Raw genomic sequence first — 19,205 nt, 5'->3', positions numbered from 1 at the left:
TCCGCGCGCAGACGACGCCGCGAAGCGGCGACGATGGCCCGCTTACCGGTCGTCTTCCCGAATCGACGAAGGATGGCGGCAAAGCGCGCGCACTTCGAGGTCCATGTACGGGAACAGCGGCAACTGGCTCAGCAGGTCATGCAGTTGCTGCACGCTTTCCACGTCGAAGATGCTGACGTTCGCATAACGCCCGGCGATCCGCCACAGATGCCGCCAGATGCCTTCGTTCATCAGGCGCTGGCACATCGCCTTCTCTTCGGCCTTCAGCGTCGCGGCCTTGACCGGGTCCATGTCCGCCGGCAGCTTGACGGTCATTTCCACATGAAACAGCATTGCGCACTCCTTGCTTGATCGGTTCGTTCTGTAAATGGCCGTTCAGGCCTGCGCGCGTGCGCGCTCGACTTCGCTCGCCGGCACGTTGTCGCGCTCCCTGACCAGCGAGAAGTCGAAGTCGATCAGCGCGAACGGGCCGTCGATGCCGTACGGCTTGCCTTGCGCGCCTTCGGCCTGGCGGATTGCCGGGATCAACCCTTCGCGCGTCGCGAATGCGAAGTCGTCCCAGATGTGCGGATCGCCTTCGATGTTGATCTGCGTCGTCAGCTTACGATATCCGTCCGCGGAAACGAAGAAATGGATGTGTGCGGGACGATGGCCGTGGCGGCCGAGCTGGTCGAGCAGCTGCTCGGTCTTGCTGCCCGGCGGCACGCTGTAGCCGACCGGCAGCACGCTGCGGAAGCTGTAGCGGCCCTCCGCGTCGGTGCGGATCGAGCGGCGCAGGTTGAACGCGGGCTGCGACGGATCGAAATACGAGTAGTTGCCGAGATGGTTCGCGTGCCAGACCTCGACCAGCGCGTTCGCGATCGGCGTGCCGTCGTTGCCGAGCACCTGGCCGCGCATCACGAGCGTCTGGCCCGGATCGGTGCCGTCGTCGAGACGCGCATGACCGACCGACTCCGGCGCGCCCGCGACATACAGCGGCCCTTCGATCGTGCGCGGCGTGCCGCCTTCGATGCCGGCCTTCGCTTCGGCCTCGTCCATCCGCACGTCGAGGAAGCGCTCGAAGCCGAGGCCCGCGGCGATCAGGCCGAATTCCCTGCCGGCTTCGTTCAGGTAGTTGAGCGCGGTCCAGAACTCGCTCGGCTGCACGTCGAAATCCTCGATCGTGTAGAACAGGTCCTTCACGATCCGGTTGACGATCGCGCGCACGCGCGGGTTGCCGGGCTTCTCGGCGGCATCGTCGAAGGTTTTCAGCAGCGCGTCGATGGCTTCCTTGTTCATCTGTGTCTCCGGTGGCGGTTGTCGTAGGGGAATCAGCGGGCGCCGCGCCGCATCCGCTCGATGCGGGCCCAGTCGAAGGTGATGCCGAGGCCGGGCGTCGCCGGCAGGTGCAGCTTGAAATCCGCGTAGCGCAGCGGCTCGACGAGGATCTCCTCGGTAAGCAGCAGCGGGCCGAACAGCTCGGTGCCCCATTTCAGCGACGCGAAGGTGCTGAACAGTTGCGCGGACGCCATCGTGCCGGCCGCGCCTTCGAGCATCGTGCCGCCGTACAGCGCGATGCCGGCCGCCGACGCGATCGCCGCGACGTGCGCCGCGCCCTGCAGGCCGCCCGATTGCGCGATCTTCACCGCGAACACGTCGGCCGCGCGTTCCTGCGCGAGCGCGAACGCATCGACCGGGCCGTGCAGCGCCTCGTCGGCCATGATCGGGATCTGCGCGAGCTGCGTCAGGCGTTTCAGGCCCGCCCGGTTGGACGCGGCGATCGGCTGCTCGACGAGGCTCACGCCGGCATCCGCGAGCCGTGCGCCGGCCCGGATCGCATCGGTTTCGGTCCAGGCCTGGTTCACGTCGACGCGCACGTCGCCGCGCTCGCCGAGCGCGCGCTTGATCGCGATCACGTGCGCGACGTCGTCGTCGACCGCGTTCGAGCCGATCTTCAGCTTGAACGCGCGATGGCGGCGCGCGTCGAGCATCGCCTCGGCTTCCGCGATGTCGCGTTGCGTGTCGCCGCTCGCCAGCGTCCACGCGACTTCGACCTCATCGGTCGTGCGGCCGCCGAACAGCTCGGACAGCGGCACGCCGACACGGCGCGCCTGCGCGTCGAACAGCGCGGTTTCGAGCGCGCACTTCGCGAAGCGGTTGCCCTGGAACAGCTTGCGCGCCCGCGCCATCGCGGCGCCCGGGCGGGTCGCGTCCATGCCCTCGAGCAAGGGCGCGAAATAGGTGTCGATATTGGCCTTGATGCTTTCCGGGCTTTCCTCGCCGTAGGCGAGCCCGCCGATCGTGGTGGCCTCGCCGACGCCTTCGATACCGTCCGTGCATCGAACACGGACCAGCACGAGCGTCTGGCAATTCATCGTGGCGACCGAAAGCTTGTGGGGCCGGATCGTGGGCACGTCGACGAGCAGCGTCTCGATGCGCTCGATGGCGGCGGCAGTTGCTATCATGCGATTCCTCCTGTCGGTGCATATGGTAGGAACGACCGCGGGCGGCCGTCCAACACTCTTTCCGACTACTTCCATACCTTCGGAGCATGAAATGGAATTGCGTCAGCTGCGGTACTTCATGGCCGTGGCCGAGGAAATGAACATCACGCGGGCCGCGGAGCGGCTGCACATGACGCAGCCGCCGCTCAGCCGCCAGTTGCAGGCGATCGAGGACGAGCTCGGGCTGCCGCTGTTCGTGCGCGGCGCGCGGCCGCTGAAGCTGACCGATGCGGGGCGCGTGTTCTATGCGCAGGCGAAGCGCGTCGTCGACCAGGCCGACGAGCTCGGCCCGCTGACGCGGCGGCTCGCGCAACTGTCGGAACGGATCGTGATCGGCTTCGTGCCGTCGACGCTGTACGGTGCGCTGCCGGACGTGATTCGCGCGTTTCGCGAGCGGCAGCCGGACGTCGAGCTGTCGCTGATCGAAATGTTTACGCTCGAACAGCTCGGCGCGCTGAAGGGCGGCCGGATCGACGTCGGGTTCGGCCGTCTGCGCTTCGACGACGACCAGCTCGTGCGCGAGGCGCTGATCGAGGAAAAGCTGATCGCGGCGGTGCCGGTCGGCCATCCGCTCGCCGATCCGGGCCGGCCGCTGACGCTCGCGGACATCGCGAACGAAACGCTGATCGTCTATCCGAGCACGCCGCGCCCGAGCTTCGCGGATCAGCAGTTGTCCGCGCTGCGCGACGGCGCGCTGGTGCCGGCGGCCGTCCACGAGGTGCGCGAGCTGCAGACGGCGCTCGGGCTTGTCGCCGCGAAGGTCGGCGTGTCGCTGGTGCCGGAGAGCGTGGAGGGGGTGCGCGTGAAGGGCGTCGTCTACCGGCGGCTGCCGGAACCCGCGGCGACTTCGCCGATCATCATGAGCCGCCGGCTGCACGGCGAAAGCGCCGCGACCACCGCGTTCTGCGCGATTGCGCGGGAGATGATCGCGCCGGCGGCGCAGGCGTAGGCACTGCCGCCTTATATGCAACTAACGGTCGATTCCCGCGCGCGTTGGCGAATTCGGAGGCGGGGATTGCGGTGGCGGCGGTGGCGGTGCGCGCGCGGCGCGCTGCAGCGCAGTGCCGCTACGACCTGCTGTCCAGCGTATCGGACGGCAGTTCGCCGAATTTTTCCCGATACGCGATCGCGAAGCGTCCGAGGTGCGTAAACCCGCAGTCGAGTGCGATATCGGCGATGCGCCGGTCGGACGCCGCCGCGCGCAGCAGCTCGCGCGCATGCTCGAGCCGCGTCGCGCGCAGGTACTGCATCGGGCTCATCCCGCGAAACTGCAGGAACGCGTCGCGCAGCGTGCGCTCCGGCACGTTGGCGGCGCGCACGATGTCGGCGAGTTGCAGCGGCTGCGCATAGTGCGCGTTCACGAACTCCTGCGCGCGCCGCACGAAGCCCGGCGCCGGTTCGTGGCGCGAGGCGGGCAGCGCCGACGGCGGATGGCCTTCGATCAGCAGGTCGATCAGCAGGTGTTCGAGCTGCGACGCGACGCGCGGGTTCGCGTTGGCGCGTTCGAGCAGCTCGGGCGAGCGCGCGACCAGCATCAGCTGCTCGCGCCACGCGGTCAGCGCCGCGTCGCTGACGTGCAGCACCGGGTCGAGCGTCGCGCGCGGGTCGCCGGTCAACGCGCCGACCGTCGCCGCGTCGATGCGCAGCACGAACTGCTCGCAGTCGGCCGACAGCGTTGCATCGAAGCGCTCGCCGGGCGCGCACAGCACGCCGGTCTGCCCGTCGACGCCGAGCTGCCGGCCCATCGCGCGCACCTCGGCCTGGCCGGACAGGCAGAACATCAGCAGGTAGTAGCCGTCGACCGCGTCGACCTGCACGCGCATCGCGTCGCCGAACGCGATCGTGCCGATCCCGAGCCCGCCGAGCCGGACGAAATCCATATGCGACGCGCCGCGCACGCGGCCGCTCGGCAGCAGCGCGTGCGGCTGCATCACGCGCGAGATCCGCTCGCGCGTCTCGTCGAGATCGCGGGATTCGAACAGCCGGTGCGCGCGCAGCGCGAGCGGCTCGAACGACGTCGGGGACATGGGCATCGGCCTCGTTGGGGCGCGCATCGATCGGACGAATGGGTCGCGATCGCGCGCCGAGTGTGTCGTCATGCTAGCGCAGAAATCCGCCGAAAGTGGATACTGCGCCGCCGCAATCGCACTTTCCGGATAGACGGCGAATATTAGCTTTTCAAAAATCGGCTCCATCGATCAACGAAACGGAACCCCCAAGGAGTCCGACATGGAGCAGACAGAATCGCCCGTCGTGTTCGCCCCGCGCGACGATGCGTCCGACGTGAGCTTTCCGCACGCCGACGGCTCGCGCGTGCCGTACAAGGTGTTCAGCTCGCGCGCCGTCTACGACCGCGAGCAGGAGCGCATCTTCCGCGGCCCGACGTGGAACTTCGTCGCGCTGGAAGCGGAAATCCCCAACCCCGGCGACTTCAAGAGCACCTTCGTCGGCGACACGCCGGTCGTCGTCACGCGCGCCGACGACGGCTCGCTCGCCGCCTGGGTGAACCGCTGCGCGCATCGCGGCGCGCAGGTGTGCCGCAAGTCGCGCGGCAACGCGAGCTCGCATACGTGCGTGTATCACCAGTGGAGCTTCGACAACACCGGCAACCTGCTCGGCGTGCCGTTCCGGCGCGGCCAGAAGGGCATGACCGGGATGCCGGCCGATTTCGATCCGAAGCAGCACGGGCTGCGCAAGCTGCGCGTCGACAGCTACCGCGGGCTGGTGTTCGCGAGCTTCAGCGACGAGGTCGCGCCGCTGCCCGACTATCTCGGCGAGCAGATGCGGCCGTGGATCGACCGGATCTTCCACAAGCCGATCGAGTATCTCGGCTGCACGCGCCAGTATTCGAAGTCGAACTGGAAGCTGTACCTGGAGAACGTGAAGGACCCGTATCACGCGAGCATGCTGCACCTGTTCCATACGACCTTCAACATCTTCCGCGTCGGCATGAAGGCGCGCTCGATTCCCGATGCGAACCACGGGCTGCACAGCATCATCACGGTGACGAAGACCGGCGACGACACGTCGGCCGCGTACAAGCAGCAGAACATCCGCTCGTTCGACGAGGGTTTTCATCTCGAGGACGAATCGATCCTCGACCTCGTGTCGGAATACGACGAGGACTGCACGAACCACATCCAGCCGATCTTCCCGCAGCTCGTGATCCAGCAGATCCACAACACGCTGGTCGCGCGGCAGATCCTGCCGAAGGGGCCCGACAACTTCGAGCTGATCTTCCACTTCTTCGGTTATGCGGACGACACGCCCGAGCTGCGCGCGCTGCGCATCAAGCAGGCGAACCTCGTCGGGCCGGCCGGCTACATCTCGATGGAGGATACCGAGGCGACCGAGCTGGTGCAGCGCGGCACGGTGCGCGACGGCGACGCGACCTCGGTGATCGAGATGTCGCGCGGCAATCCGGACCAGCAGGACACGGTGATCACCGAAAGCCTGATTCGCCGGTTCTGGGTCGGCTACCAGAAGCTGATGGGCTATTGAAGCGGGAGCGAGACATGACGGAAGACATGAAGACGTGGTTCGAGCTGTACATGCTGCAGAACCGCTATATCAGCCATCTCGACAACAACCGGCTCGAACAGTGGCCGGCGATGTTCACCGAGGACTGCACCTACGAGATCGTGCCGAAGGAGAACGCCGACCTCGGGCTGCCGGTCGGGATCGTGCACTGCACGAACCAGCGGATGCTGCGCGATCGCGTGGTGTCGCTGCGGCACGCGAACATCTACGACGAGCATACGTACCGGCACATGACCTCGGGCCTGACGATCGTCGCCGAGCGCGACGGCGAGATCGACACCGAGAGCAACTACGTGGTCGTGCAGACGCGCAGCAACGGCGAGTCGAACGTCTACCAGGCCGGCAAGTACTACGACACGGTCGTGCGCACGCCCGACGGGCTGCGCTACAAGACCAAGCGGGTGATCTACGACACGTCGCGCGTGCAGACGCTGCTCGCGACGCCGATCTGATGCACGGGCAAGGAATCGACATGAACGAAACGACGCTGGCCGAGTGGCATCCGCTCGGCGCTTTCGACGAATTCTCCGAAGACGAACCGGCGGCGCGCGTCGCCGGCCAGAAGCCGATCGCGGTGTTCCGCATCGGCGACGAACTGTTCGCGATGCACGACCTCTGCACGCACGGCCATGCGCGGCTGTCCGAAGGCTATGTGGAGGACGGCTGCGTCGAATGCCCGCTGCATCAGGGGCTGATCGACATCCGCACCGGCGCGCCGAAATGCGCGCCGATCACCGAGCCGGTGCGAACCTATCCGATCCGGATCGTCGACGGGCAGGTGGAAGTCAATGTCGGCTGACCCGTTCGTGATCGTCGGCGCCGGTCACGCGGCGCGGCGCACCGCCGAGGCGCTGCGCGAACGCGATGCCGATGCGCGCATCGTGATGATCGGCGCGGAGCGCGAGCTACCGTACGACCGGCCCGCGCTGTCGAAGGATGCGCTGCTGAGCGACGACGGCGAACGCCGCGCGTTCGTGCGCGACGCGGGCTGGTACGACGCGCAGCGCATCGAGCTGCGGCTCGGCACGCGCGTCGACGCGATCGAGCGCGCTGCGCAGCGCGTGCGGCTCGACGATGGCGCGACGCTGCCGTACGCACGGCTCGTGCTCGCGACCGGCTCGCGCGTGCGAAGCTTCGGCGGCCCGGTCGACGCAGGCGTCGCGCCGCATTACGTGCGCACCGTCGACGACGCGCGGGCGCTGCGCGCGCAGCTGGCGCCGGGACGGCGCGTCGCGGTGCTCGGCGGCGGCTTCATCGGTCTCGAAGTCGCGGCCGCCGCGCGCCAGCTCGGTTGCGACGTGACGGTGATCGATCCGGCCGCGCGGCTGCTGCAGCGCGCGTTGCCGGAAGTCGTCGGCGCGTTCGCGCGGCAACTGCACGACGCGCGCGGCGTCGCGTTCCGGCTCGCGACGCTGCCGCGTGCGATTCGTCGCGCGGCAGCGGGCGGGGCGATCGTCGAGACCGAGCAGGGCGATGTGCCGGCCGATCTCGTCGCGGTCGGCATCGGCGTCGTGCCGAACGTCGAGCTCGCGCAGTCGGCCGGTCTCGACGTCGACAACGGGATACGCGTCGATGCGGGGTGCCGCACGAACGATCCCGCGATCTTCGCGACCGGCGAGGTGACGATGCATTTCAATCCGCTGCTCGGACGCCACGTGCGGATCGAGTCGTGGCAGGTCGCCGAGAACCAGCCGGCCGTCGCGGCCGCCAATGCGCTGGGCGCGGACGAGGCCTACGCGGAGCTGCCCTGGCTGTGGTCCGATCAGTACGACTGCAACCTGCAGATGCTCGGGCTGTTCGGCGGCGAGCGGACCATCGTCGTGCGCGGCAATCCGGCGAGCGGGCCGTTTGCGGCGTTCGGGCTCGGCGCTGACGGGAGAATAATCGCGGTGGCCGCCGCGAACGCGGGGCGCGACATCGGCGCGTCGCGGCGGATGATCGCGGCCGGAGCGACGCCCGATCCGGCGAGGCTCGCCGATCCGGCGGTGAACCTCAAGACGTTCCTGTAGCGAAGGAACGGCGGCGGCGCAGGGCGATGCGTCATCGTCGCCCGGCACGCGGCGGCACGACGCGCGGCACGATCGCCGCGCCGCGCGTCGTCGTCGCGGTTACGCCGCGTTGCCGTAACCCTGGAACACGCGCAGGTCCGGGTACATGCTGCGGATCTTGCGCCATTCGTTCGCATCGTAGAACTCGCACGCGCCGGCCGTGAAGCGCTTCGCGACTTCGACGGAGAAGCGCACGGCTTCGGCCAGGTCGATCTCGTGGCTCGCGCTCGAATCGCTGCCGCCGACGACCGAACGCGCGGTCAGCGCGACGCCGACCACCGGCTTGTCGGTGCCGACGTGCGGCTGCATGATGCTGTTGAAATGCGACAGCCCGTTGTCGTACGGCGAGATGTCCTGCAGCGAGATCGGGAACGTGACGGCCGGCATGCCGGTCGTCGATTCCATGATCGCGACGAGATCGGGCGCCATGCGCAGGATATAGCCCTGCATGGCCGTCGGCGAGAGCGCGAAGCCGCGCTGCTTGACGATCCGGTTGCCCTTCGACGCGTCGAGCGACAGGATCGCGTCCATGTCGGGCGTCACTTCGTAGCGGTTCATCGTCGCCGACGAAACCGGCATCCCCATGAACGGCACGCCGTTGTTCTCGCTCATCGACACGTCGGTCGACAGGTGCGTCGTGACGATCACGTCGCCCGGCAGCACGTCGCCGTTCGCCTTCATCTGCGCGAGCTTCAGCGCGGCCGCGAGCGAGCCGATCGGGCCGTCCGCGTCCGACACCATCCCGAACTTCGCGGGGCGCGCGCCGATCGCGCCGTTGCGGCCGACGATGCCGAGCGTGCGCGCGTCGCCGCCGGCCGTCTTGCCGCGTGCGCCGGGAATCGTGATGCGGATGAAGTCGGTCGTCTTCGTCGGGTCTTCCGGCGGTTCGTTGTTGACCGTGGTGACCTCGACCGTCACGCCGTGCGCCGCGTACGGCTCGAACAGCGCGGCGATGTCCTGCCCGTTGACGGTCGCGCCGTCGAGCGCGTCGAAAATGACGAGGGTCTGTTTCAGTGCCATCGAATGCCTCTTGGTTCAGTGTGCCGATGCGGCGTGTCGTGCGCCGCGCCGCGACCTGCATCGGCGAATTGCGCGGAGATCAGAAGAAATGTCGCAGGCCGAGCAGCACCGAGAGCTGCTCGTTGCGACCGTTGAGCGCGCTGCCCCGGGCCGCCGCCGCATTGGTCGTCGTGTTGCCGAACAGTCCCGACCAGCCGCCGCGCGTCCACTCGTAGGAAGTCGCGAGGTAGACGTCGGTGCGCTTGCTGAGGCTGTAGTCGGCCACGCCGTATACGGTGCTGCGCGCGCCGTTGAAGCCGTCGGCGAGCGTGCGGTTGTGCATTCCCGCGACGACGAAGTTCCATACCGGCGTCGCGCGCCAGCTCGCGCCGAGCGTGAAGAAATCGTCGCGGCGATGCGAACCGAACACCGAGTTGATCGTGACGGCGGCGGTCGGCGAGCCGGACGCCATGCTCGTGATCGACGCGGTGTCGGCGCCGCCGTTCGACGAATCGAAGCCTGCGTCGCGATCGCTGTGCAGATAGTTCGCGTACAGGTTCACGCTGCCGATCGCGGCCTTCGCGCCGGCCAGATAGATGCGTGCACGGCGGCTCTGCGTGTCGCGCGTCTGCTGCGCGTCGCCGATCACGGTCACGGGGCCCGCCTGATACTTGACGCCGAGCGACATCGACGCGCGTGCGCGCGTGTCGCCGGCGATCCCGCCGAACGCATACTCGGCGATCACCTGCATCGGCCCGTAGCTGCCGGTGTAGCTGACCGCGTTGTCGTAGCGCTGACCGACGAGGTAGACCTGCCATGAATTGGTCGGTGCGGCGCCCACGCCGAGCGGGTCGACGTAGTACAGCATCGTGTTGCCGGTCGTGTACTGCCGGCCGAGCGCGAGCTCGCCCCAGCGCTCGTGGCCGAGCTTCACGAACGCCTGGCGGCCGAACAGCTGCCCCTGCTGGTCGAGCTTGCCGTTGTTTGCGAGAAAGCCGTTTTCGAGCGTGAAGCCGGCTTTCCAGCCGTCGCCGAGCTCCTCGGTGCCCTTCAGCCCGAAGCGGCTGCCGGACAGGAAGCCTTCGTTGCCCTGCTGCAAGCCGACGGTGCGATCGCCGGACGGGTTGGTATGCGTCTGATACCCGATCGCGACGTCGATCACGCCGTACAGCGTCACGGTCGACTGGGCGTGTGCGACGCCCGTCGCACCGGCCAGCAGCGCAATTCCGGCAAGCTTCTTGTTCATGAAAAGGTCTCCTAACCAATAGGGAACTGTATTTTTAAAAAAAGGGAGATCAGGGCCTGCCTCCGTACGAAAGCAGACCCCAAGCGTTTATTTCCGGAACGCGGGCCACAGGTCGATGTCGGCCGGGCCCGTGATCGATGCGAGCGGGAAGCGCGCGTTTTCCGCCAGCGTGCGCACGTCCGTCTTGCTCGCGAAGTGCAGCGCGCCGCGCTCGCCGAGCACCGTGCCGGTCGTGCCGTCGGACAGCAGCGCCGAGCCTTCGGGCAGCGCGAATACCTGTTCGGGCGCATTGATGTCGAGGAATTCGCCGAGGCGTTCCTCGCGGCTCTCGCCGTTGTGGCCGACCGGCTTGCCGCTGATGAAGTGCGGATTGATCTGGAACGGCACGAGACCGAGCGCGCGCAGCGTCGGCGGCTGCACGATCGGCATGTCGTTGGTGGTGCGGATCGTCGGGCACGCGACGTTGCTGCCCGCGCTCCAGCCGATGTACGGCACGCCCGCGTGCACGCGCGCGCGGATCGCATCGACGAGATTGGCGTCGTACATGCGCTTGAGCAGCGCGAACGTGTTGCCGCCGCCGACCGCGATCGCATCGGCCTGCTCGATCGTCTTGCGCGGGTCGGCGCTGTGGTGCAGCGATTCGAGCGCGTAGCCGAGCTTCTCGAACACGGGCTTCACGATGCCTTCATAGGTGTCGAAGCTGAACGACACGCCCGCATACGGGACGAAGACGATCTTGCGCGCCTCGCGGCGGAACAGCGCGTGGATCTGCTCGGTCGCGTGTTCGAGATAGCCGAGCGCGTCCTTGCGGGAGCTGCTCATCAGCAGAAAGCGTTGGTTCATGGTGGTTCCTGTTTCGGTAGTCGAGAGAGGCTCAGTGGGCCGCCGCGCGGATCAGCTCGGCGACGCGCTCGATTTCTTCGCGCGTGTTGAAGTAGTGCAGCGAGACGCGCGCCATCGTCGATACGCCGTAGCGCGCGAGGATCGCGTCGGCCATGAAATTGCCGGCCTCGATGATGCATTGCTGCGCTTCGAGCGCCGCGACGATCGACGCGGGATCGACGCCGCGCAGGTTGAACGGCACGATGCCGATGCGGCGCGCCGTATCGCGCGGGCCGTACAGCTCGAAGCCCGGCAGCGTCGCGAAGCGCTCGACCGCGTAGGCGGTCAGCTCGCGCACGCGCGCCTCGATCGCGTCGATGCCGATGCGCTGCGCATAGTCGAGCGCGGCGCCGAGGCCGAGGATCGCCGGCACGATCGGGCAGCCGGCCTCGAAGCGCTTCGCGCCGGCGACGAACGACAGCGCGCCGGTCGCGCGATCGCAGGCGCCGTTCCACCAGCCCGCGAGCACGGGTTCGAGCCTCTCGACCTGCTCGCGCCTCACGTACAGAAAGCCCGAGCCTTCGGTCGCGCGCAGCGCCTTGCGGCCGCAGCCCGCGAGGAAATCGCAGCCGAGCGCGAGCACGTCGGTGGCGACCATGCCGACGCTCTGCGACGCGTTGACGAGCGACAGCACGCCGTGCGTGCGCGCGACCGCGCACAGTCCGGCGGCATCCTGCAGCGCGCCCGATGAGTTCGGCACGTGCGAGAACGTCAGCAGGCGCGTGCGCGGCGTGATCGCCTGCGCGAACGCGTCCGGCGACAGCAGTCCTTCGTCGTTCGCGGCGACCATCTTCACGACGATGCCGTGCGTCGTCTCGAGCCGCTTCCACGGCAGCAGGTTGCTGAGCATTTCGGTATCGGCGACCAGCACTTCGTCGCCCGGCTGCCAGCGCATCCCCTGCGCGACGATCGAGATCGCCTCGGTGGCGTTCTTGGTGAACGCGATTTCGTCGGCCTGCGCGCCGATGAACGCGGCGAGCTGCGTGCGCACGGCGTCGACGCGTGCGTAGGTCGTCTTGCGGAACGCGGGCAGGTAGATGCCGACGCGGCCCGTGTCGCGCAGGTAGTCGTTGACGGTGTCCAGCACGGGTTCGGGCGGCAGCGACGCGGCGGCCGTATCGAGGTAGATCGTCGAGGCCGTCAGCGGCGTATCGGCGCGGATTGCGGTGATGTCCATCGAAAGTCCTGTGGGTGAAACGGAATTACTTGAGCTTGATCAGCGAACGCGTGAAGCTGAACAGCGCGTCGCCCGCGATCACGCCGCCGGCGAAGGCGCTCATTTCGGCGACGTCGCGCTCGCCGCGCGTGCGCAGCAGGATGAAGCGGATCGCGAGGCCGAACAGCACCGCGAAGCCGGCGAGCGGCGAGGTGAGCAGCATGCCGGTCGACAGCAGCACGCCGAGCTGGCGCTTCGCGCCGCCGAGCCATTGCAGCAAAGCGCCGGGCACGGCCCAGATCGCGAGGTTGCGCGCGATGTCCCACGACGAGCCGGCCCTGATCGACGCCGCGTAGACGCGATCGACCGGCGGCAGCATGTCGCGGCTGAAGAAGCCGTGGTGGAACAGCACGACGACGATGCCTGCCACGACGAAGCCGAGCGTGGCCGCGAGGAACTGCTGGCGGCGGCCGGCCAGTTCCAGCGCGGGGTCCTGGCCCGAGCCGCGCAGCAGGAAGCCGGTCTTGAGGTCGTAGCCCATGTCGGCGAATGCGGGGCCCGTCGCGGCCGAGAAGCCGACCAGCACCGCCAGCGCCGGCGCCGGGAAGCCGATCAGGATGCCGATCGTCAGCGTGATCAGCGCGACCGCGAACGCGGGGAACCAGCCCGAGTGCATCGCGGCGATGCCGACGATCAGTTCGTGGATGTAGGCCGCGAACGCCGCGTACAGCACGAACACGATCAGCATGCCGGTCGACATTTCCGAGAAGCCGCCGGTGCAGCCGACGATCACCAGTGCGATCAGCATGTAGACGAGATAGCCGAGGCCGAGGATGCGGCCCGCGCGGCGCGGCGACACGTCGCCGGTGCCCGCTTCGTCGACCGGCGCGCGGCGCGCGCGGCGGATTTCCGCCGACACCTGCAGCATCGCGACGGCGCCCGCGCCGATCATCACGCCGTGCGGGATGTAGGCCTTCGCGATGTCGACGCCGGTCAGCGCGACCGAGTAGCCGCGCACCAGCAGGCCGAGGCCGAACATCGTCAGCGCGGCGAGGTTGCCGAGGAACGCTGCGCCGAACGCGGACATCGGCACGCCGAGCCACGCGCCGGCCACGCCGACCGCGACGCCGATCCCGAGGAACGCGGCCTTGCGACCGCCGCGGTCGCCGGCCCAGATCGCCTCAGCGGTCGCGACGCCCGACGGCCAGCTGCCGGTCGCCGGGAAGATCTTGCTGCCGAACAGCAGGTACAGCATCGTGCCGTCGACCAGCATCGCGGCGAGCGCGCCGATCAGCATCGGCGTCGCGAGTTCGGGCATGCCCATCGCGTACGGCACGCCGATCGGGATCATCAGCGAGTTGGCGGCGCCGAACGTGGCCGACGAGATCGCGGTCTGCACGAGGTTCTGGCGTTCGAGCACGCGAAAGCGCCGCGCGAGTTCATGCGGAATGCGCGAAAACACGATCGCGATCAGCGCGCCGATGATCGACGTGTTCGCCGAAATGCCGAGCGACACGATCAGCTGCATGCCGATGATCGCGCCGAGCACGGACAGCACGACCGACACGATCAGCAGCACCGGTTCGGCGAAGCGGACGCGCGGGGCGCCGGACGGGGCCGCGGAGGCGGCGGGGTCGCCGGCCTGCGCGTCTTGCAAAGCGTTCATGGGTTTCTCCTCAATGCCTGTGGCTTGTTGTGATGTAGCGGGCCGGCCCGTCGACGAGTCGGGCGAATTCGGCGCGAAATTCGGACGGCAGCGGCGCTCAGCGCATCAGGCTGAGCACGCTTTCGATCTTGCGGCGCGCGTCGTTCAGCGCGTCCAGCAGGCGCGGCACGGCCGATTCGTCGAGGCGCTGCATCGGCCCCGAGATCGCGAGCGAACCGGCGACCGAGCGGCTGCCTTTCGCGGTGAGCGGCACCGCGAGGCCGGCCACGCCGGTCGCGGCTTCTTCGCGCGTGTACGCCCAGCCGTGCTCGCGGATCACCTCGAGGCGCGCCTCGACGGCCGCGCGATCGACCGCCTGGCCGGCCTTCGCGGCGCGCGCATAGACCTCGTCGCGCACCGGGTCGGGCTGGAACGCGAGCATCGCCTTGCCGTGTGCGCCCGCGTGCAGCGCGAAGCGCTGGCCTTCCTCGATCGAGAAGCGCAGCTGCTGGTCGCCGTGCGCGATGTCGAGGCACAGCCCTTCGTAGCCGTCGAGCAGCGACAGGAACACGGTCTCGCCGCTCTGCTGCGCGAGCCGGTGCAGCGCGGGCTCGACGATCTGCGACGGCGACAGCGAGCGCCGCACGATCTCGCCCATCTCGAACCAGCGCAGGCCGAGCGCATAGCGGCCCGCGTCGTCCTGCACGAGGTAGCCCTCGGCCGCGAACGTCGCGAGCACGCGATGGACGATCGCGTGATGCACGCCGCTTTCCTTCGCGAGTTCGCGAACGCCCCATACGGCTTGCCGGGCGGTGAAGTACTGCATCAGTTGCAGTGCGCTGCTGAGTGTCTTGAGCATGATGTGTGTCTCTATATAGGAGACATTGTCTCGAAATGTGAAATCAGTCTGCGGCGTTGGCGCGGCGTCGTGCTATCCGGGTAAACGCCAAATCGAGAGACAGTCCGTCTGGCGGGGCACAGCGGGCGATCGACGGGGGCGAAGGGAGCGCAGCGGCGTCCCGGAGGCGGTGGGATCCCGATGGCGGGCGGCGTGAACGGGGAGGGGAATGGGCCGGCCGGGCGCCTGGGCGTCCTGCCGGTAAAAGGGGGCCGGGTATTTGGCGGCGACCGCCGAGTCGGTGCATATTGACGGCATCTTTCGCGCTGCCGGTTGCCCATGACGCCAGACAAAGCCCTCGAACTGAAACGCAGCAAGCGCCGCGCGCTGTGGCTGCTGCTGGCCGCGGTCGCGGTATTCGCGACGACGATCGTCCTGCCGCGCGGCCCGTGGATCGACGGCGTCAAGGCCGTGGCCGAGGCCGCGATGGTGGGCGCGCTCGCCGACTGGTTCGCGGTCGTCGCGCTGTTCCGTCGCGTGCCGATCCCGTTCGTGTCGCGCCACACCGAGATCATTCCGCAGAACAAGGACAAGATCGCCGACAACCTCGCGGCGTTCGTGCGCGAGAAATTCCTCGGCCCCGACGCGCTCGCCGCGCAGATTCGCCAGCACGATCCGGCGCAGAAGCTCGGCGCGTGGCTCGGCGATCCGGCGAACACCGATGCGCTGGGCGGCTACGCGACCAGGCTGATGAGCTTCGCGCTCGACATGACCGACGACGCGCGCATCCAGTCGTTCGTCCACGACGCATTCCGCGCGCTGATCGACAAGGTCGACCTGTCGCAGTCGGCCGGCGCGATCCTCGACACGCTGACGAAGGACGGCCGCCACCAGGCGATGCTCGACGACGCGATCGAGCAGATCGTCGACGTGCTCGGCAAGGAGGAGAACCGCGAGGTGATCGCGGGCTTCATCGTCGAATGGCTGAAGACGCAGTACCCGAAGTTCGAGAAGATCATGCCGACGCACTGGCTCGGCGAGAACGGCGCGCAGCTGGTGGCGAATGCGGTCAGCCGCGTGCTCGAGGGCGTCGCCGCGGACCCCGACCACGAGCTGCGCCAGCGTTTCGATCGCGTCGTCGCACGCCTGACCGAGCGGCTGAAGCACGATCCGGCTTTTGTGGAGAAAGGCGAGGAAATCAAGCGCTACATCCGCGACGGCGAAGCGTTCAACCTGTACCTGAAGGATCTGTGGGTGCAGTTGCGCGCGTGGCTGAAGGCCGATCTCGCGCGCCCCGATTCGGCGCTGCACCGGCAGGCCGCGACGCTCGGCGGCTGGCTCGGCGCGCGGCTCGCGGAAAGCCCCGCCTTGCGCGCGTCACTGAACGAGCATATCGAGAAGGCCGTGCACGAGATCGCGCCGGATTTCGCGGACTTCCTGATGCGTCACATTCGCGACACGGTGCGCAACTGGGATGCGCGCGAGATGTCGCGGCAGATCGAGCTGAACATCGGCAAGGACCTGCAGTACATCCGCATCAACGGCACGCTGGTCGGCGGGCTGATCGGGCTGGGCTTGTATCTGGTGTCGCTGGTGCCGCGCTGGGCGAGCGGCTGGCTGCACTGAGGCGGCCGGACCGGCGCGCGGCGGCGCGCGGCGCGCGCGTCACGCGTGTGCTTTCGAGCCGTGCAGCTGCAGGCCGAGCGCCTTGATGACCTTCAGGATCGTGCCGAAGCTCGGGTTGCCGTCGTGCGACAGCGCCTTGTACAGCCCTTCGCGCGACAGGCCCGCATCGCGTGCGACCTGCGACATGCCGCGCGCGCGTGCGATCACGCCGAGCGCATGCGCGATGAATGCCGGATCGTCGCCGGCTTCCTGCAGACAGGCGTCGAAATAATCGGCCATGTCGTCTTCGGTTTTCAGGTGTTCGGCCGAATCCCAGGGCCGGGTCTTGATCTTGTCCATCGCTCACTCCGTATCGAAATCGAGATGCGCGAGCATCGCGTGCGCGGCGCGGATGTCCGCCCGTTGCGTCGACTTGTCGCCGCCGCAAAGCAGGATCACCCAGATCGACTCCCGCCGCGTGTAGTAGACGCGGTAGCCGGGGCCGTGGTCGATCCGCATTTCGACGATCGGCGCGCCGGCGGATTTCCAGTCGCCCGGATTGCCCATCGACAGCCGGTCGATGCGCGCCTGAATGCGGCGTTTCGCGACGCGGTCCTGCAGCGCGTCGAACCACGCGTCGAACACGTCGGTGGTGCGAATGCTGTAGATGGGCGGAGTGTAGCGTGTTGTCGTCGGTATGTAAACCATGGTTCACAGATTCCATTCGAAGTGCGCGCCTCGATGTCGCGGCCGTGCAGCTGGCGCGACGCAGGCAGGCGCTCCGACTATAGGGCCATGTTGCCGCCGCGCGGGCGTTCCCGGCCATCCGGACGACCCTGCGACGGGCGCGGCGCGGGTGCCGCCGAAGTCGCCATTTCGCGATAGCGTCTACAATCGAAAGCGTCCTTGCCGCCGGCGCGCGCAGCTCGCGCGCCGGCGGATCCGTTCGTCCTCCGGGAGCCGGAGGCGCCGTCGCGCAGCGCGCGGCGGGCAGTGCCCGTGGTCTCAGTCCAGCAGGTAAGCGTCCGCGCGCCGTAGGCCGGCGCGCGTCCTGAACGTCGCGCGTCCGTAGGCCGGGCAGGCGGCATCAACCGAGAGTCCCCATGAAAGCATCGGATCTGTTCGTGAAGGCGCTGGAAGCCGAAGGCGTCGAGTACGTGTTCGGCATTCCCGGCGAGGAAAACCTCGATCTGCTCGAATCGCTGCGGCGATCGAAGATCAAGCTCGTGCTGACCCGGCACGAGCAGGCGGCCGGCTTCATGGCCGCCACCTACGGCCGCCTGACGGGCCGCACCGGCGTGTGCCTGTCGACGCTCGGGCCGGGCGCGACCAACTTCGTGACGGCCGCCGCCTATGCGCAGCTCGGCGGGATGCCGATGCTGATGATCACGGGCCAGAAGCCGATCAAGTCCAGCAAGCAGGGCCACTTCCAGATCGTCGACGTCGTCGACATGATGCAGCCGCTCACCAAGTTCACGCGGCAGATCGTGTCGATCGGCAACATCCCGTCGGCGGTGCGCGAAGCGTTCCGCCGCGCCGAGGAGGAGCGTCCGGGCGCCGCGCACCTCGAGCTGCCCGAGGACATCGCGCACGAGGAAGGCGACGGCAAGCCGATCCCGCGCAGCTTCAGCCGGCGGCCGATCGCCGAGGAGAAGGCGGTCGCGCACGCGGTCGACGCGATCCAGGCCGCACGTCATCCGCTGCTGATGATCGGCGCGGGCGGCAACCGCAAGACGACCTGCAAGATGCTGCTCGAATTCGTCGACAAGACGGGCATCCCGTTCTTCACGACGCAGATGGGCAAGGGCGTGATCGACGAGACGCACCCGCTGTGGCTCGGCAACGCGACGCTGTCCGACGGCGACTTCGTGCACCGCGCGATCGAGCATGCGGACTGCATCATCAACGTCGGCCACGACGTGATCGAGAAGCCGCCGTTCTTCATGCGCGCGGACGACAAGACCGTGATCCACGTGAACTTCCTCGGCGCGCAGGTCGATCCCGTCTATTTCCCGCAGATCGAGGTGGTCGGCGACATCGCGAACGCGGTCTGGCAGATGAAGGAGGCGATCGCGCCGCAGCCGCACTGGGATTTCACGCGCTTCGCGATGATCAAGGAGCATTTCGACGCGCACCTGCAGAAGGGGCAGCACGACCCGCGCTTCCCGATGTACCCGGTGCGCATCGTCAACGACCTGTACAACGCGCTGCCCGTCGACGGGATCGTCTGCCTCGACAACGGCATGTACAAGATCTGGTTCGCACGCTACTGGCGCGCGCACGAACCGAACTCGCTGCTGCTCGACAACGCGCTCGCGTCGATGGGCGCTGGCCTGCCGTCGGCGATCGCGACGAAGATCGTGCATCCGCAGCGCAAGGTGATCGCGGTGTGCGGCGACGGCGGCTTCATGATGAATTCGCAGGAGCTCGAAACGGCCGTGCGGCTGAAGCTCGACATCGTCGTGATGATCCTGCGCGACGATGCGTTCGGGATGATCCGCTGGAAGCAGGAAAACATGAACTTCCCCGATTTCGCGATGACGCTGCAGAACCCCGATTTCGTGTCGTACGCGCAAAGCTACGGCGCGCACGGCCATCGCGTCGAATCGGCCGATGCGCTCGAGCCGCTGCTGCGCGAATGCTTCGCGTCGCCGGGCGTGCACGTGATCGACGTGCCGGTCGACTATTCGGACAACGAGCGCGTGCTGAACCGCGAGATCAAGCGGCTGTCGGCGCAGCTCTGAACCCCCGTTCACCGGAAGG

At 68.0% G+C, this 19,205-nt stretch carries 19 protein-coding genes; 7 read left to right on the top strand and 12 right to left on the bottom strand.

What is annotated here, in order from left to right:
• Nucleotides 1-42: 42 nt before the first annotated feature.
• The 3 genes from catC to WS57_RS10055 are packed head-to-tail and all read right to left on the bottom strand — an operon-like array spanning nt 43 to nt 2,444.
• Nucleotides 43-333, bottom strand: a complete 291-nt coding sequence (catC, locus tag WS57_RS10065; RefSeq protein WP_009687773.1) for a muconolactone Delta-isomerase — start codon at nt 331-333, stop codon at nt 43-45.
• A gap of 42 nt (nt 334-375) precedes the next feature.
• The gene (gene catA / locus WS57_RS10060) at nt 376-1,278 is read right to left on the bottom strand and encodes a catechol 1,2-dioxygenase (RefSeq protein WP_060251966.1); all 903 of its coding nucleotides are present in this window, start codon (nt 1,276-1,278) and stop codon (nt 376-378) included.
• A 32-nt stretch (nt 1,279-1,310) separates the two neighbouring features.
• A complete protein-coding gene (locus tag WS57_RS10055; RefSeq protein WP_069244139.1) occupies nt 1,311-2,444 on the bottom strand; it encodes a muconate/chloromuconate family cycloisomerase in 1,134 nt (377 codons plus the stop codon).
• Between the two features lie 91 nt (nt 2,445-2,535).
• Here WS57_RS10055 and WS57_RS10050 point away from each other — a divergent pair, with 91 nt between their 5' ends.
• Nucleotides 2,536-3,432, top strand: coding sequence for a LysR family transcriptional regulator (locus WS57_RS10050; protein ID WP_059519061.1), 897 nt, complete (start codon nt 2,536-2,538; stop codon nt 3,430-3,432).
• A gap of 118 nt (nt 3,433-3,550) precedes the next feature.
• Here WS57_RS10050 and andR read toward each other — a convergent pair whose 3' ends face one another.
• Complete coding sequence (gene andR, locus WS57_RS10045) at nt 3,551-4,510, bottom strand: anthranilate 1,2-dioxygenase regulatory protein AndR (protein ID WP_009687779.1); 960 nt, start codon at nt 4,508-4,510, stop codon at nt 3,551-3,553.
• 202 nt (nt 4,511-4,712) lie between these two features.
• Between andR and andAc the strand changes: the two genes are divergently transcribed.
• From andAc to andAa, 4 genes are read left to right on the top strand one after another with little or no spacing between them, the layout of a single operon-like run.
• The gene (gene andAc, locus WS57_RS10040; RefSeq protein ID WP_009687780.1) at nt 4,713-5,984 is read left to right on the top strand and encodes an anthranilate 1,2-dioxygenase large subunit AndAc; all 1,272 of its coding nucleotides are present in this window, start codon (nt 4,713-4,715) and stop codon (nt 5,982-5,984) included.
• Between the two features lie 14 nt (nt 5,985-5,998).
• The gene (andAd, locus tag WS57_RS10035; RefSeq protein WP_009687781.1) at nt 5,999-6,475 is read left to right on the top strand and encodes an anthranilate 1,2-dioxygenase small subunit AndAd; all 477 of its coding nucleotides are present in this window, start codon (nt 5,999-6,001) and stop codon (nt 6,473-6,475) included.
• 20 nt (nt 6,476-6,495) lie between these two features.
• Nucleotides 6,496-6,822, top strand: coding sequence for an anthranilate 1,2-dioxygenase ferredoxin subunit AndAb (gene andAb, locus WS57_RS10030; RefSeq protein ID WP_009687782.1), 327 nt, complete (start codon nt 6,496-6,498; stop codon nt 6,820-6,822).
• Nucleotides 6,812-8,032 (top strand): anthranilate 1,2-dioxygenase system ferredoxin--NAD(+) reductase, encoded by a 1,221-nt coding sequence (gene andAa, locus WS57_RS10025; RefSeq protein ID WP_069244138.1) that lies wholly within the window; start codon nt 6,812-6,814, stop codon nt 8,030-8,032. Before andAb ends, andAa begins: the two co-directional genes overlap by 11 nt.
• A gap of 99 nt (nt 8,033-8,131) precedes the next feature.
• Here the strand turns inward: andAa and WS57_RS10020 are convergent, their stop codons facing one another.
• The 6 genes from WS57_RS10020 to WS57_RS09995 form a co-directional block, all read right to left on the bottom strand.
• Nucleotides 8,132-9,091, bottom strand: a complete 960-nt coding sequence (locus WS57_RS10020) for a DUF1177 domain-containing protein (RefSeq protein ID WP_059480724.1) — start codon at nt 9,089-9,091, stop codon at nt 8,132-8,134.
• A 79-nt stretch (nt 9,092-9,170) separates the two neighbouring features.
• Nucleotides 9,171-10,316 carry a porin gene (locus tag WS57_RS10015; protein ID WP_059519056.1) on the bottom strand — a complete coding sequence of 382 codons (1,146 nt, stop codon included), beginning with the start codon at nt 10,314-10,316 and terminating at the stop codon, nt 9,171-9,173.
• A gap of 87 nt (nt 10,317-10,403) precedes the next feature.
• Nucleotides 10,404-11,159 (bottom strand): dipeptidase PepE, encoded by a 756-nt coding sequence (gene pepE, locus WS57_RS10010; RefSeq protein WP_009692887.1) that lies wholly within the window; start codon nt 11,157-11,159, stop codon nt 10,404-10,406.
• A 31-nt stretch (nt 11,160-11,190) separates the two neighbouring features.
• Nucleotides 11,191-12,375, bottom strand: a complete 1,185-nt coding sequence (locus WS57_RS10005) for an aminotransferase class V-fold PLP-dependent enzyme (RefSeq protein WP_009692886.1) — start codon at nt 12,373-12,375, stop codon at nt 11,191-11,193.
• A gap of 25 nt (nt 12,376-12,400) precedes the next feature.
• Nucleotides 12,401-14,020, bottom strand: a complete 1,620-nt coding sequence (locus WS57_RS10000; RefSeq protein ID WP_059519054.1) for an OPT/YSL family transporter — start codon at nt 14,018-14,020, stop codon at nt 12,401-12,403.
• Between the two features lie 97 nt (nt 14,021-14,117).
• Nucleotides 14,118-14,858: an IclR family transcriptional regulator gene (locus WS57_RS09995; RefSeq protein WP_009692883.1), complete on the bottom strand. Its 741-nt coding sequence runs from the start codon at nt 14,856-14,858 to the stop codon at nt 14,118-14,120.
• 318 nt (nt 14,859-15,176) lie between these two features.
• On the opposite strand from WS57_RS09995, the gene WS57_RS09990 reads away from it, so the two are divergent.
• Nucleotides 15,177-16,463, top strand: coding sequence for a DUF445 domain-containing protein (locus WS57_RS09990; RefSeq protein WP_059519053.1), 1,287 nt, complete (start codon nt 15,177-15,179; stop codon nt 16,461-16,463).
• A 39-nt stretch (nt 16,464-16,502) separates the two neighbouring features.
• On the opposite strand, the gene WS57_RS09985 is transcribed toward WS57_RS09990, so the two are convergent.
• Both WS57_RS09985 and WS57_RS09980 read right to left on the bottom strand, forming a co-directional pair.
• Nucleotides 16,503-16,802, bottom strand: a complete 300-nt coding sequence (locus WS57_RS09985) for an addiction module antidote protein (RefSeq protein ID WP_009692881.1) — start codon at nt 16,800-16,802, stop codon at nt 16,503-16,505.
• 3 nt (nt 16,803-16,805) lie between these two features.
• Nucleotides 16,806-17,150, bottom strand: coding sequence for a type II toxin-antitoxin system RelE/ParE family toxin (locus WS57_RS09980; protein ID WP_059519052.1), 345 nt, complete (start codon nt 17,148-17,150; stop codon nt 16,806-16,808).
• Nucleotides 17,151-17,545: 395 nt separating this feature from the next.
• Between WS57_RS09980 and WS57_RS09975 the strand changes: the two genes are divergently transcribed.
• Nucleotides 17,546-19,186: an acetolactate synthase large subunit gene (locus WS57_RS09975; protein ID WP_059519051.1), complete on the top strand. Its 1,641-nt coding sequence runs from the start codon at nt 17,546-17,548 to the stop codon at nt 19,184-19,186.
• Nucleotides 19,187-19,205 lie beyond the last annotated feature (19 nt).

The organism is Burkholderia pseudomultivorans (assembly GCF_001718415.1).
Classification (GTDB): Bacteria; Pseudomonadota; Gammaproteobacteria; order Burkholderiales; family Burkholderiaceae; genus Burkholderia; species Burkholderia pseudomultivorans_A.
This window is presented reverse-complemented; position numbering and strand designations above follow the sequence as displayed.